At 69.5% G+C, this 13,199-nt stretch carries 13 protein-coding genes and 2 pseudogenes; 7 read left to right on the top strand and 8 right to left on the bottom strand.

The features are described 5' to 3' along the window. Positions 1-12: 12 nt before the first annotated feature. Positions 13-1,725 carry an MFS transporter gene (locus FNH08_RS29305; protein ID WP_152774545.1) on the top strand — a complete coding sequence of 571 codons (1,713 nt, stop codon included), beginning with the start codon at positions 13-15 and terminating at the stop codon, positions 1,723-1,725. A gap of 99 nt (positions 1,726-1,824) precedes the next feature. On the opposite strand, the pseudogene FNH08_RS53640 reads toward FNH08_RS29305, so the two are convergent. Beyond that, positions 1,825-2,415 (bottom strand): annotated as a pseudogene (locus FNH08_RS53640) (FAD-dependent monooxygenase); the annotation flags it as partial. Here FNH08_RS53640 and FNH08_RS54110 point away from each other — a divergent pair. Continuing rightward, positions 2,414-2,509, top strand: a pseudogene (locus tag FNH08_RS54110) (TetR family transcriptional regulator); the annotation flags it as partial. The pseudogenes FNH08_RS53640 and FNH08_RS54110 sit on opposite strands and share 2 nt — an antisense overlap. Positions 2,510-2,703: 194 nt before the next feature. On the opposite strand, the gene FNH08_RS29295 reads toward FNH08_RS54110, so the two are convergent. Then, on the bottom strand, positions 2,704-4,272 hold the full coding sequence (locus FNH08_RS29295; RefSeq protein WP_152774541.1) for a sodium:solute symporter family protein: 1,569 nt from the start codon (positions 4,270-4,272) through the stop codon (positions 2,704-2,706). A 262-nt stretch (positions 4,273-4,534) separates the two neighbouring features. Next, positions 4,535-5,320: an SDR family oxidoreductase gene (locus FNH08_RS29290; RefSeq protein WP_152774540.1), complete on the bottom strand. Its 786-nt coding sequence runs from the start codon at positions 5,318-5,320 to the stop codon at positions 4,535-4,537. Between the two features lie 172 nt (positions 5,321-5,492). On the opposite strand from FNH08_RS29290, the gene FNH08_RS29285 reads away from it, so the two are divergent. Further along, complete coding sequence (locus tag FNH08_RS29285) at positions 5,493-6,332, top strand: hypothetical protein (RefSeq protein WP_152774539.1); 840 nt, start codon at positions 5,493-5,495, stop codon at positions 6,330-6,332. Here the strand turns inward: FNH08_RS29285 and FNH08_RS29280 are convergent. The 4 genes from FNH08_RS29280 to FNH08_RS29265 form a co-directional block, all read right to left on the bottom strand. Beyond that, positions 6,283-6,723: a tetratricopeptide repeat protein gene (locus FNH08_RS29280; RefSeq protein WP_152774538.1), complete on the bottom strand. Its 441-nt coding sequence runs from the start codon at positions 6,721-6,723 to the stop codon at positions 6,283-6,285. The two genes, FNH08_RS29285 and FNH08_RS29280, sit on opposite strands and share 50 nt — an antisense overlap. 47 nt (positions 6,724-6,770) lie before the next feature. Beyond that, complete coding sequence (locus tag FNH08_RS29275; protein ID WP_265579808.1) at positions 6,771-7,049, bottom strand: tetratricopeptide repeat protein; 279 nt, start codon at positions 7,047-7,049, stop codon at positions 6,771-6,773. Between the two features lie 90 nt (positions 7,050-7,139). Continuing rightward, complete coding sequence (locus tag FNH08_RS29270) at positions 7,140-7,445, bottom strand: DUF6247 family protein (protein ID WP_152774537.1); 306 nt, start codon at positions 7,443-7,445, stop codon at positions 7,140-7,142. 226 nt (positions 7,446-7,671) lie between these two features. Further along, entirely contained in the window at positions 7,672-8,112 is a 441-nt protein-coding gene (locus FNH08_RS29265) for an ATP-binding protein (protein ID WP_322725674.1), read from the bottom strand. Between the two features lie 114 nt (positions 8,113-8,226). Between FNH08_RS29265 and FNH08_RS29260 the strand changes: the two genes are divergently transcribed. The 4 genes from FNH08_RS29260 to FNH08_RS29245 are packed head-to-tail and all read left to right on the top strand — an operon-like array spanning position 8,227 to position 10,323. Continuing rightward, a complete protein-coding gene (locus FNH08_RS29260) occupies positions 8,227-9,039 on the top strand; it encodes a helix-turn-helix domain-containing protein (RefSeq protein WP_322725673.1) in 813 nt (270 codons plus the stop codon). Next, positions 9,036-9,239 carry a DUF397 domain-containing protein gene (locus FNH08_RS29255; protein ID WP_152774536.1) on the top strand — a complete coding sequence of 68 codons (204 nt, stop codon included), beginning with the start codon at positions 9,036-9,038 and terminating at the stop codon, positions 9,237-9,239. The genes FNH08_RS29260 and FNH08_RS29255 overlap by 4 nt, the downstream gene beginning before the upstream one ends. Positions 9,240-9,244: 5 nt before the next feature. Further along, entirely contained in the window at positions 9,245-9,727 is a 483-nt protein-coding gene (locus tag FNH08_RS29250; RefSeq protein WP_322725671.1) for an HIT family protein, read from the top strand. Positions 9,728-9,771: 44 nt separating this feature from the next. Next, positions 9,772-10,323, top strand: coding sequence for a DUF2165 domain-containing protein (locus FNH08_RS29245; RefSeq protein ID WP_152774535.1), 552 nt, complete (start codon positions 9,772-9,774; stop codon positions 10,321-10,323). Between the two features lie 83 nt (positions 10,324-10,406). Here FNH08_RS29245 and FNH08_RS29240 read toward each other — a convergent pair whose 3' ends face one another. Continuing rightward, positions 10,407-12,992 (bottom strand): bifunctional FO biosynthesis protein CofGH, encoded by a 2,586-nt coding sequence (locus FNH08_RS29240; protein WP_152774534.1) that lies wholly within the window; start codon positions 12,990-12,992, stop codon positions 10,407-10,409. Positions 12,993-13,199: the final 207 nt, after the last annotated feature.

Below are 13,199 nucleotides of genomic sequence, written 5' to 3'. Positions count from 1 at the left end.
CGCCCGACCCGTCTGACCCGCTTCCTCCGACACCCCGTCACCCTCGTCACGGCTCTCTCCGGCCTCCTCCACCTCGTCTGGTTCTTCACCTTCGCGAACAGCGGTGGGGATCTGGCGGCACAGGACGCGTGGGCGGAGTTCGTCGGACGGCACCCGGACTCGGCGTACAACCTGGCCTGGTACGGCGGCATGCACCCGGTCTCGTACAGCGTCGTGTCCCCGTACCTGATGTCCGTCCTCGGGGTCCGTACGACGATGATGATCGCCGGGACGGTCTCCGCGGGCCTGCTGACGATGATCCTGATGCGCAGCAGGGCGGTGCGGAAACCGCTCTGGCCGGCCCTGGGCGGGGTGTTCGCGCTGCTGTGCAACGCGGCGTCGGGACGCGTCACCTTCGGCCTGGGCACGGTCTTCGCGCTGGGCGCGACCGCGGTCGTGTTCTGCTGGCCGTACCGCTGGCGCTACAAGCGCTGGGCGAAGGCGCTGTGCGCGGCGCCGCTGGCCGCGCTGGCGACCATGGCGTCGCCCGTGGCGGGCCTGTTCGTGGGGCTGGTGGCGGTGGCGCTGTTCCTGCAGAAGCGCCGTCCGGGTGCGTGGGCGCTGGGGCTGGCGCCCGCGGCGGTGGTGGCGCTGTCGGCCTGGCTGTTCCCCTTCTCGGGCACACAGCCGATGTCGATCGGATCGGCGTCCCTGCCCGTCATCTACGCGGCGTTCGTCTACGCGCTGGTCCCCAGGGAGTGGGTGACGGTACGGATCACGGCGGCGGTGTACGGGCTCTCCGTACTCCTCGTCTGGCTGATCAGCTCGCAGATCGGGTCCAATATCACGCGGTTGCCCATGCTGTTCGCGGGCGTGGCGCTGCTCGCCGCGCTGCCGTTCACGGTGCCGCGTTCCCGTAAGTGGTACGCCACGGTGATCGCCTTCCTCGGCTTCACGACGTGGATCGGCTTCAAGGCGGTCGACGACGTCACGAATACGACACCGGCGGCGTCGTGGGCGCGGGAGCTGGCGCCCCTGGTGAACCAGCTGCAGGTGGTCGGGGCGGAGAAGGGCCGCGTGGAGGTGGTTCCGGCGCGTTCGCACCGTGAGGCGTCGGCCCTGGCGCCGTACGTGAACCTGGCGCGGGGCTGGATGCGGCAGGCGGACATGGAGCGCAACCCGCTCTTCTACGACGACACGCTGAACTCCGCGAACTACCACGACTGGTTGAAACGGTGGGCCGTGCACTACGTCGTCCTTCCCAAGGACGATCCGGACGGCGACGGTGGCGAGCGTGAACGGGAGCTGGTTCAGCGGGGCATGCCGTATCTGAAGCAGATCTGGGGCGACGCGAACTGGCAGTTGTTCGCGGTGACGGATCCGACGCAGCTCGCGGAGCCGCACGCCGTGGTCGAACGGGCCGCCCAGGGGGAGATGACCCTCCGGGTCCGGAAGGCGGGGCGCGTCCTGATCCGGATTCCGTACTCGCCGTGGCTGAGTGTGGTCGACGAGGAGGGCAAGAGCCTTCAGGCACCGCAGGAGACGGAGGAGTCGAAGCGGCGGCAGGACGAGGGCGAGGACGTGCCGAAGACGTACGACAACGTCAACGGGTGCCTCATGGAGGCGGAGGAGGACGCGTTCGGCGACAAGTGGACGGAACTGCTGGCCCCCGGCCCGGGGACGTACCGCCTCGCGGCGCCGTACCAGCTCCCGCGAGGCACGCCTTGCCCGGAGGAACTCCGCTGAGGTCGTCGCGCGTGGGAGGGCGAGACCCATTGGATTCTCAGTCCCAGCGACACGCCGCATTCACGGCGTGTCGCGGGGACTGAGAATCCAATGGGCGACCTACGGCAGCTGTGGTGGGACCCAGGCGTGGTGCCGAAGGATCATGCGCGCTGCGGCGCGGGAGGGTGTCAGACGCATCGCCGTGTTGCGCAGGGTGACGGCCAGTGGGTGGGAGAGCTGCCGGCCCATCCGGCCGGCTTGCCGGGCGGCCCGTGCGACCGCCTGGCTGCGCGGCCGGCGCTCGGCGTCGTACCGGGCGAGCGCGGCTTCGACGGTGGGCTCGGTGGCGAGCGCGGCGGCCAAGGTGATCGCGTCCTCCAGCGCGTGGCAGGCGCCCTGTCCGAGGTGGGGGGGCATCGCGTGCGCCGCGTCACCGAGCAGCGCGATCCGGCCGACCGTGGACGAGGGGAGCGGCGTGCGGAGTTCGTTGACGTCGTGGTGCAGCACGGCGGCGGGCCGGGTCGCGTCGAGCAGGGCGGGGATCGGGTCGTGCCAGGTGTGGAAGCGTCTGCGTAGATCGGCCAGTGGGTCGGCGAACCGCGTCCCGGCGGGGAGGTTGAGGACGGCGTGCCACTCGGCCCGCCCGTCGCGGAAGGCGATGTGCCCGAACTCGGCCCCTTGCCCCCAGGTCAACTCGAAGTCGGTGCGCACCTGCGTCGACGGGCTGGTTTTCGACCGACTGGTGTGCGGCGGCGAAGTGCCGCGCGAGCCTCTCGAAGGCGTTGTCGCCGCCGCCCTGCGTTAGGAACCAGCCGCCCACGATTCCGGTGCGTATACGAGGCGGGCCCGAGCAGCGTGCCCTCGCTCAGAAAGCACGCCTCCGCCCCGGGCCTCGCTCCTCAAACGCCGGAGGGGCTGAATCTCTCAGCCCCTCCGGCGTTTGAGGACGAGGACGAGGCCGCAAGGCCGATGCGGGGGTCTGGGGGCGAGGCCCCCGGTTCACACGCCCGACGGGCTCGACGCGTCCCGCGGCTCCCTCGGCTCCCCCGGTACCGCCGCGGCAGCGGCCCCGTCCCCGTCCGAGTTGATCCGCTCGATGATCGCCAGCCGTTCCGGCGTGTCCTCCGGCTTGAGGTAACCGATGAGGATGTACAGCACGAGGGACACGGCCAGCGGCACGGACACCTGGTACTGAAGTGGCACGCCGCCGTCGAGGCTCCAGTGGATGGGGTAGTTGACCAGCCAGAAGGCGAACAGTCCGCAGGCCCAGCTGGTCAGCGCCGCCGTCGGTCCGGACCGGCGGAACGGACGCAGCAGGCCGAGCATCATCGGAATGGCCATCGGCCCCATCAGGCCGGCGACCCACCTGATCACGACCGTGATGATGTCCTTGAACGTCGGTGAGTTGACCTGCGTCGCCGCCGCCATGGACAGCCCGAGGAAGACGACCGTCGAGACCCGCGCCGCGATCAGCCCCGAACGCTGGCTCCATCCCCGCGCCTTCGCCGAGATCACGGGCGCGCAGTCCCGCGTGAAGACGGCGGCGATGGCGTTGGCGTCGGAGGAGCACATGGCCATCGTGTGGGAGAAGAAGCCGACGATGACCAGGCCCAACAGGCCGTGCGGCAGCAGCTGTTCGGTCATCAGGGCGTACGAGTCCGAGCCGTCCGTCTTCTGCGACTCGACCAGCAACGGCGACATCCACATCGGGAAGAACAGCACCAGCGGCCACACCAGCCACAGCACCGCCGACAGTCGCGCCGAGCGCTCGGCCTCCTGCGGGGTCGCCGTGGCCATGTAGCGCTGGGCCTGGTTGAGCATGCCACCGTTGTACTCGAAGAGCTTGATGAACAGGAAGGCGAGCAGGAAGACCGTCCCGTACGGGCCGACCAGAGGCTTGCCGTGACCCTGGAGCGCCGGCTCGTCCCAGACGCCGAAGAAGCCGCCGTAATCACCGAGTTTGGCCACGACCGCGACGAACATCGCGATACCGGCCAGCAGTTGGATGACGAACTGGCCCAGTTCCGTCAGCGCGTCCGCCCACAGGCCGCCGATCGTGCAGTAGATCGCCGTGATCGAGCCGGTGATGAGGATGCCCTGGTTGAGCGAGATGCCGGTGAAGACCGACAGCAGGGTGGCGATCGCCGCCCACTTGGCGCCCACGTCCACGATCTTCAGCAGCATCCCGGACCAGGCGAGCGCCTGCTGCGTGGGCAGGTTGTATCGGTTCTTCAGGTACTCCAGCGGGGACGCCACGTGCAGCCGCGAACGTAACCGGTTGATGCGCGGCGCGAACAGCTTCGAGCCGATCGCGATGCCCAGCGCGATCGGGAAGGACCAGGTGACGAAGGACGTGACGCCGTAGGTGTAGGCGATGCCCGCGTAACCGGTGAACATGACCGCGCTGTAGCCCGACATGTGGTGCGAGATGCCGGACAGCCACCAGGGCATCTTCCCGCCGGCGGTGAAGAAGTCGCTGACGTTGTCGACCCGTTTGTGCGACCAGATGCCGATCGCGACCATCACGCCGAAGTAGCCGATGAGCACGGCCCAGTCGAGCCCGTTCATGTGCTCCCTCCCGGGAATCGCCCTGCCAACTGTTCTGTTGTGCACGGCACTCCGCCGGAACACGCCACTTGCGCAGGCCGGAGCAGGCCACACCAGCCGCGTACATGCCAAGGCGGCCGCGAAGTGCCCGATCATCCTGAAATCGGGGGCACTTCGGCGGCAACGGCCGGGAGAGTCAAGAGGGGGTAAAAAGGTTCTACGAGGTGACCTCGGTTCACATCCTTGACCCGTGTAACCCGTGAAACGTGAGTCCGGTCACGGCCTACCGCATCACCTCACCCGCGTTGACCAGCAACGACTGGCCGGTGATGGCCCGAGCGCGATCAGACGCCAGAAATACCACCGCATCCGCGACATCTCCGTCCGTAGCCAGCTCGGGCAGCGTCACCCGCTCGGTGAGCCGCTTCAGCACCTCGGCCTCCGGCACGCCCTCGGTGTGCGCGGTGAACCGGACGTACGCCTCGACGGGCGGCCCCCACATCCAGCCGGGCTGAACGGTGTTGACCCGTATCCGGTGCGAGCCCACCTCCCGCGCCAGCGAGTACATCGCGCTGGTCAGCGCCCCCTTCGACGCCGCGTACGCCGCCTGCCGCACCTGCGAGGGGGCGGCCACCGACGACTGCGTCCCGATGATCACGACGGAACCGCCCCGCTCCTTCAGCGCCGGCAGACAGGCCCGTGTCATCCGCAGCGTCCCCAGCAGGTTGACGTCCACGACCGACTGCCAGGTCGTGAAGTCGGCGTCCTCCACCCCACCGAAGTAGCTGTCCCAGGCCGCCACGTGCACCACGGCGTCGATCCCCCCGAACCGCTCCCGCGCGAGCCCGGCGAGGGCCTCGCACTGCGCCTCGTCGGTGATGTCGGTGGCGCGGTACGCCGTGTGGACGCCGTCCGGATCGAGCTCGGCCGCGACCTTGGCGAGGTTGGCCTCCGTACGCGCGCCCAGGACAGCATTGCCCCCGTCCCTCACCACGGCCGCCGCGACCCGGTGCCCTAGCCCGGCGCCGACCCCCGACACCACGACGGTCTTCCGCTCCAGCAGTGACATGGACGCCTCCCGGACTCTGGCGGATTGCCTGACGGCCCGTCAGATTAGGTGGGCGCGGCAACGCGCGGAAGGCTTCGGACGGAAGCGGAAGGCTTCGACAGAAGCAGCAGCCTTCGGCAGAAGCCGCAGCCTTCGGACGGAAGCGGCAGGCTTCGGACAGAAGGGGAGCAGCATGTCCCAGGAGACCCGCAGCGAGGCGTACGCGGAACTGGCGGCCGTCGGCCCGTACGGCGTCCACCCCGGCCACGCCCTGATCACCATGGTGGAACCGCACCCGGGCCACGAGTACGCGTACAATCGTTGGTACGAAGACGATCACTTCATCGCTGGAGCGATGGCGATGCCCTGGATGTACGCGGGCCGCCGCTGGGTCGCGCCCAGGGACCTCCAACTCCTGCGCTACCCGGAGAAGTCGACGGTGGCCCAGCCGGTCACCGCGGGCTGCTACATCACGGTCTACTGGGTGACCGCGGGCCGCCACGACGACCACATGAAGTGGACGGTCGCCATCAACAAGCGCCTCAACCGCGACGCCCGCGTCTACCAGGACCGGACCCACGTCTTCACGGCGTTCCAGGACCACGAGACGACCGTCTACCGCGACGGGGCCGCCGGCCCACGCGACTTCCACGCGCTCGACCACCCGTACGCGGGCCTGGTGGTGGAGGTCATCGACACGGACGGCCCCGCCGAACGGGCCGACCTGCTGGAGTGGCTGCGCTCCCGCCACCTGCCCAGACGCCTCGCGGGCTCCCCCGCCGCCATGGTCACCGTCTTCCGCCCCACGCCGCTCCCCCTCGACCGCATGTCGTACGTCAAGCAGGTCGAGGGCGTCGACAGGCGGCTCACGTTGCTGTGGTTCCTGGAGGCGGATCCCCGGGAGTGCTGGCAGGGGAGCTTCACCGGGCTCGACGAGGCGGTCGCCGAAGCGGGCCTGGGGCGGGTCGAGTTGGTGGCGCCGTTCATTCCGACGGTGCCGGGGACGGACCGGTACGTCGATCGGCTTCGCTGACGGGGTGGGTGTGTGCCCTGGAGTGGGTCTCCCGGACGAAGGGGTCGTCGGGGCGCATGCTCAGGGCACGGTCGGCGTCGGCCAACGCCCGGTCCCGGTCGCCCCGTTCGAGGTGGAGGAGCGCGCGTCGGCCGAGGGCCCAGGTGTAGTCCGGCCTGAGCTCCACGGCCCGGTCCAGATCCGCGAGCGCCTCGTCGTGATGCCCCAGGGCGGTGTGCGAGGCGGCGCGGCTCGCGTAGGCCGACGCGTAGGTGGGGTCGAGTTCCAGGGCGCGGTCGTAGTCCGCGAGGGCGGCCTCGTGGTGGCCGGCCGCGCGGAGGGCGTCGCCGCGCTCGCACGGGCCCCAGGCCCAGTCCGGCTGCAGGACGACGGCACGGTCCAGATCCTCCATCTGCCGCGTGGGCTCCCCGAGGTCGCGCAACACGCGAGCCCTGCGCATCAGCGCCCACGCGTAGTCGGGCTCCAGCGCCAGCGCCTGGTCGAGGTCCGCGAGCGCTCGGTCGAGGTCGCGAGGCGGAGCCAGGTCGCTCCGCGGGAGGCCCAGTTGAACTCGTGGGCCGGGTCGAGCCGGATCGCCGTGTCGAGGTCGGCCAGCGCCTGGTCGTACTGCCCCAGGATTCGGTGGTACTCGCCGCGGGTGGAGTGGGCGCGGGCGTCGGCCGGCTCCAGTTCGAGGGCGCGGTCCAGGGCGGCGATCGCCGCCCGGTAGTCGCCCAGGTCGGCGTGGGCGAGGGCCAGCCCGCGGTGGGTCTGGGCGAGGCCCGGGGCGAGTGCGATGGCCTGGTCGATAGCCCCAACACCAGTCGGTCACAGCCCTGCCTCGGCTTCGGCGGCTTCCCGGATCGATCGGATCTCAGTGATGGCGTCGGATGGATCCTGCTCACCCGCGTCCACGATCCGCTCCAGCTCACGCAGTCGCTGGGCGCGCGCGGGATGGCGCTCGATCGCGACGAACACGGCCCACGAGTGCACGAATGCTCGCAGCGGCGCGAGGCTCTGTGTCTGCTGCGCGTTCGTCGTGGCCTCGAACAGGTGTTGCGTGAGTGCCGGGATACGGCTCGGCGCGATCCGGGCGATAGCGGCGCACAGCGCGTCCGGAGTCAGCTCAGGCATGGGGATCAGCGGTCCATACGGGCCGTCGCTCTGAGCACTCACGGTGACCTCCGGTGCTGGTGGTTCGCCTTTCGTACGGTACCGATGGAGGCCCCGGCGCGGTGCGAGGACGGCACACGCCACCTGACTCGCTTGCCGCATGCTGGAGAGCAATTGGATTCTGAGTCCCAGCGACACGCCGTGCATGCGGTGTGTCGCTGGGACTCCGGAGCCAATTGATGGCGTCTCACTGATCCACGCGACCCGGCGCCGACATCTCGGCCCACACCGTCTTGCCGCCTGCGGGCGCCTCGTCGACGCCCCAGCGGTCGACGTACGCCGTCACCAGCAGCAGGCCCCGGCCCGACTCGGCGTCCGCGGTGCCCAGGTCGGGGATGCACGGGAGCCGGTCGCCCCGGGCGTCGGTCACCTCGATGCGAAGGGCTCCCGACGGGTCGAGCCTGAGCGCGAGGCGGAAGTCCCGTCCCTGAACCAGGCCGTGGAACACGGCATTCGCAGCGAGCTCGGCCACCACCTGCAACGCCTCACCAGCGAAGGGCACGCCCCACTCGTCGAGTTGGCGTTCCGCGAGCAGGCGCGCGAGTCGAGCACCTCTTCGAGAAGCGGACAACTGGACCGTGAAGAGGTACGCCCTACCGGGGACCTGACGAAGAGTTTCTTGGTTCACGCCACTCAGCGTGGCCGTTCCGTTCTTACGCTGAACAGCCATGACCTCGGTACGTAGCGTAACTGTCCGGATGCGCCCCGGGGTCGTACGGCTCGTGCGGCGGAAGGGGCAGGCGTGGAGGACGAAGAGGCAGCGGCGGTACTCAGGACGGTCGGCCGGCAGATCAAGATGTGGCGGGAAGCGGCCGGGCTCACGCAGGCGGAGCTCGGGACGCGGATCGGGTACGGCGGGGAGATGGTCTCGTCGGTGGAACGCGGCCGGAGAACCCCCAAGCCGGACTTCCTGGACAAGGCCGACGAGGTGCTCGGCGCGGGCGAGAAGCTCCGCGCGATGAAGGAGGACGTGGAGAAGGCCCGGTACCCGAAGAAGGTGCGGGATCTGGCGAAGCTGGAGGACGAGGCGGTCGAATTGGGGGCCTACTCGACTCTCCAGATCCATGGTCTGCTACAGACGCCGGAGTACGCACAGGCCTTGTACGCGATGCGATGGCCCTCGTTCACGGAGGACGAGATCGACCGTCATGTCGCCGCGCGCATGGCACGGAAGGCTGTCTTCGAGCGTGTACCTCGGCCGCACCTCAGCTTTGTCCAGGAAGAGGTGGCGCTGCGGCGGCCTGTCGGGGGCAGAATGGTGCAGCGACAGCAACTCGAACACCTGTTGGAGATCGCCGAGTTGCGGCACGTCGAGCTCCAGGTGATGCCGACGGACCGGGCGGACCACGCGGACCAGAGCGGCGCGTTCCGGGTACTGAAGCTCCAGGACGGCAAAGCACTTGGGTACACGGTGGCGCAGCTGCACGACCGAGTGATCAGTGATCCCCGGGAAGTCCAGATCCTGGAGATGCGCTATGGCATGATCCGGGCGCAGGCGCTCTCTCCCCGGGAGTCACGGGCCTTCATCGAGAAAGTGTTGGGAGAAGAGACATGACCTCCGCGCTGAAGTGGTTCAAGAGCAGCTACAGCGGCAGCGACGACGCCGACTGCGTCGAAATCGCCATACCCACCCCCGACCCCACCGTCCACGTACACGTTCACGTACGCGACTCCAAGGACCCGCAGGGCACACCGCTCGCCTTCGCGGACGGCGCCTGGGCCGAGTTCGTGACGTTCGCCCGGCGATCCGCGTAGCACGCGTGTCGATCCCCGACTGCTACGCGTGCAGCAAGGAAACACAGTTCGACGAGCTTCCACCACGCGAGTGCGTCGCTTTCGACCGGCACTGGCGGGTGGCGCACGCCCTCAACACGGCGGTGCCCGGCTGGCTGGTGCTGCTGCCTCGGCGTCATGTCACGGCCGTCCACGACCTCACCGACGCCGAGGTCGCCACCCTGGGGGCGTGGCAGGTCGGGCTCTCCCGGGCTCTGCGCAGCGTGACGGGTTGCGTGAAGACCTACGTCGTCCAGTTCGCCGAGGCCGAGGGCTTCGCCCACGTGCACTTCCACATCGTGCCGCGCATGGCGGATCTGGCCGCCGAGCACCGTGGGCCCGGTGTCTTCGAACTGCTTCGGCGGCCGGAGCAGGAGCAGGTGACAGCCGCCCAGGCAGATCAGCTGGCCCGGGCTCTCCGGGCCAGGCTTCGCGAGCACGGCCTGGGGGCCAGTGCGGCAACCCCTTGAAAATCAACTGGGGTTGATCGGTCTCGGGGGGACATAGTCCAACCATGACCACAACACAGAGACCACATACGGACCAGAGCTCCCGAACCACCTTCCTGCCCCTCGCGGCCACCCTCCTCACCGCGACCGTCGCGCTCTACATAGCCCTCGTGGCCTTCAGCAACATCACCGACTTCGGTACCAACCAGGCGTTCGTCCGGCATGTCCTCGCGATGGACACGACGTTCAAGGACGAGGACCTGATGTGGCGGGCCATCGAGTCGCGGGCGCTGCAGGACGCGGCGTACGTCGCGATCATCGTGTGGGAGACGGTCGCCGCCATCGTGCTCATCTGGGGGACGTATCTCTGGGTGCGGCGTGATCAGCTCCGTGCCCGGCGCGTCTCCACGCTGGGGTTGTTGATGCTCATGCTGCTGTTCGGCGCCGGGTTCATCGGTATCGGCGGTGAGTGGTTCGTGATGTGGCAGTCCGGGGACTGGAACGGGCTGGACGCGGCGACGCGGGTCTTCACGCTGAGCGGTGTCGTCCTTCTGGTCATCCACCTTCCGATGGACGGCCGGGCGCCCGCCTCCGGTACGAGTACGTCCGGGCGGTAGTCGCGTACGACCGGACTTGTTCGCGTACGACCCGGGGTCCCTCGTCGGTCGACGAGGGACCCCGGGCCCACGTCCCCGTGATGTCAGTCCAAGACCGGCAGCAGTTCCGGCAAATGGCCGTCCGACACCGTCGCCGCCCGTTGCCGCTCCTCCGGCACCTCGCCGTACAGCGTCGTGCGCGGCTTGGACGGGCGGCCTGCTGCCTCCGCCACCGCCATCAGGTCCTTGACGGACTTGTACGAGCCGTAACTGGAGCCCGCCATACGGGAGATGGTCTCCTCCATCAGCGTGCCGCCGAGGTCGTTGGCTCCGGAGCGGAGCATCTCGGCGGCGCCCTCGGTGCCGAGCTTCACCCAGCTGGTCTGGATGTTGGGGATGTGGGGGTGGAGGAGGAGGCGGGCCATGGCGGTGACCGCGCGGTTGTCGCGGGTCGTCGGGCCGGGGCGGGCGATGCCCGCGAGGTAGACGGGTGCGTTGGTGTGGATGAACGGGAGCGTCACGAACTCCGTGAAGCCGCCGGTCTGTTGCTGGATGCGGGACAGGGTGCGCAGGTGGCCGAGCCAGTGGCGGGGCTGGTCGACGTGCCCGTACATCATCGTCGACGAGGAGCGGATGCCCAGCTCGTGGGCCGTCGTCACCACCTCGATCCAGGTCGCCGTGGGCAGCTTGCCCTTCGTCAGGACCCACCTCACCTCGTCGTCCAGGATCTCCGCGGCCGTACCGGGGATGGTGTCGAGGCCGGCCTCCTTGGCCGCGGTCAGCCACTCGCGGATCGACATTCCCGTGCGTGTGGCGCCGTTCACCACCTCCATGGGGGAGAAGGCGTGCACATGCATGCCGGGGACGCGGGACTTGACCGCCTTCGCGATGTCGAAGTACGCCGAGCCGGGCAGGTCCGGGTGGATGCCGCCCTGCATGCACACCTCGACCGCGCCCACGTCCCACGCCTGTTGGGCCCGGTCGGCGACCTGGTCCAGGGAGAGGGTGTACGCGTCGGCGTCCGTGCGGCGTTGCGCGAAGGCGCAGAAGCGGCAGCCGGTGTAGCAGACGTTGGTGAAGTTGATGTTGCGGGTGACGATGTAGGTCACCTCGTCGCCGACCATCGACTTCCGTACGTCGTCGGCGATACGGGTCAGGGCGTCCAGCGCGGGGCCGTCGGCGTGCAGCAGGGCCAGGGCCTCGTCGTCGGTCAGCTTCGTCGGGTCGTCGGCCGCCGTACGCAAGGCCTCGCGTACGTCCGTGTCGATGCGCTGCGGGGCCATGCCGGGGGCGGCCGCCTCGCGCAGGGCCTCCCAGTCGCCGTAGACGGAGTCGAAGTCCTCCCGGCGGTCGCCGGTACGGCCGTCGGTGTCGATGGCCGTGTGGAGGTCCGTACGGCCGGAGGGCTGGAACGCCTCCTCGGGTTCCTGCCACGGCCGGCCCGCGACGGTCGCGTCCTCACGGGCCAGTCCCGTCTCCGGGTCCGCCAGTGCCCGTACGTGCGGAAGGAGCCTGGGGTCCAGCCAGGGCTCGCCGCGGGTGACGAACTCCGGGTAGACGCAGAGACGTTCCTTCAGCTCGAAGCCCTCGGCCGCCGACTTCTCGGCGAGTTCCTCGATCTGGGGCCAGGGGCGCTCGGGGTTCACGTGGTCGATGGTGAGCGGGGAGACTCCGCCCCAGTCGTCGATGCCGGCGCCGATGAGGCGTGCGTACTCGGAGTCGACGAGGTTCGGGGGCGCCTGGATGCAGCCGGCCGGGCCCATGATGAGCCGGGCCACGGCGACCGCGGCGACGAGCTCGTCCAGTTCCGCGTCGGGCATGCCGCGCATCGCGGTGTCCGGCTTGGCGCGGAAGTTCTGGATGATCAGTTCCTGGATGCCGTGGTAGGCGCGGGAGACGCGGCGCAGGGCGAAGAGGGACTCGGCCCGCTCCTCGTAGGTCTCGCCGATGCCGATGAGGATCCCTGATGTGAAGGGGACGGAGGAGCGGCCGGCGTCCTCCAGGACGCGCAGTCGTACGGCCGGTTCCTTGTCCGGGGAGCCGTGGTGCGGTCCGCCGGGCTCCGACCAGAGGCGGGTGGCGGTCGTCTCCAGCATCATGCCCATGGAGGGGGCCACCGGCTTCAGCCGCTGGAAGTCGGTCCAGGTCATGACGCCCGGGTTCAGGTGGGGCAGCAGTCCCGTCTCCTCCAGGATGCGGATGGAGATGGCGCGGACGTAGGCGATGGTGTCGTCGTACCCGTGCGCGTCGAGCCACTCGCGGGCCTCCGGCCAGCGGTCCTCGGGCTTGTCGCCGAGGGTGATCAGGGCTTCCTTGCAGCCGAGTGCGGCGCCCTTGCGGGCGATGTCGAGGACCTCGTCCGGGGACATGAACATGCCGTGGCCCGCGCGGCGCAGTTTGCCCGGGACGGTGACGAAGGTGCAGTAGTGGCACTTGTCGCGGCACAGCCTCGTGAGGGGGATGAAGACGCTCTTCGAGTAGGTGATGACGCCGGGCCGACCGGCCGCAGCCAGCCCCGCGTCACGCACGCGCGCCGCGGACGCGGCCAGGTCTTCCAGGTCCTCACCACGGGCCTGCAGCAGCACGGCCGCCTCGCTGACGTCGAGTGCGACGCCGTCCCGGGCGCGTTTGAGGGCGCGACGCATGGAGTTCGCGGTCGGGCCGGTCCCTGAGGTCGCGGAAGTCGTCATCCTTCGAGCATACGGTCGGCTTGATCAGGGCTATTTGCCTGGCGGGTGCCGGTTTATTGCTGCGGGTCCGTTGTGGTTGCTCGCGCAGTTCCCCGCGCCCCTGAATGCCTCGGGCGCACCCCGTGCTTTTCAGGGGCGCGGGGAACTGCGCGACCAGCCCCACACAACCCGCACAAGGCCACCGCCCCAAGCCAGGCAGACGAAGAC

Source organism: Streptomyces spongiae (genome assembly GCF_009377185.1).
Taxonomy (GTDB): Bacteria; Actinomycetota; Actinomycetes; order Streptomycetales; family Streptomycetaceae; genus Streptomyces; species Streptomyces spongiae.
This window is presented reverse-complemented; position numbering and strand designations above follow the sequence as displayed.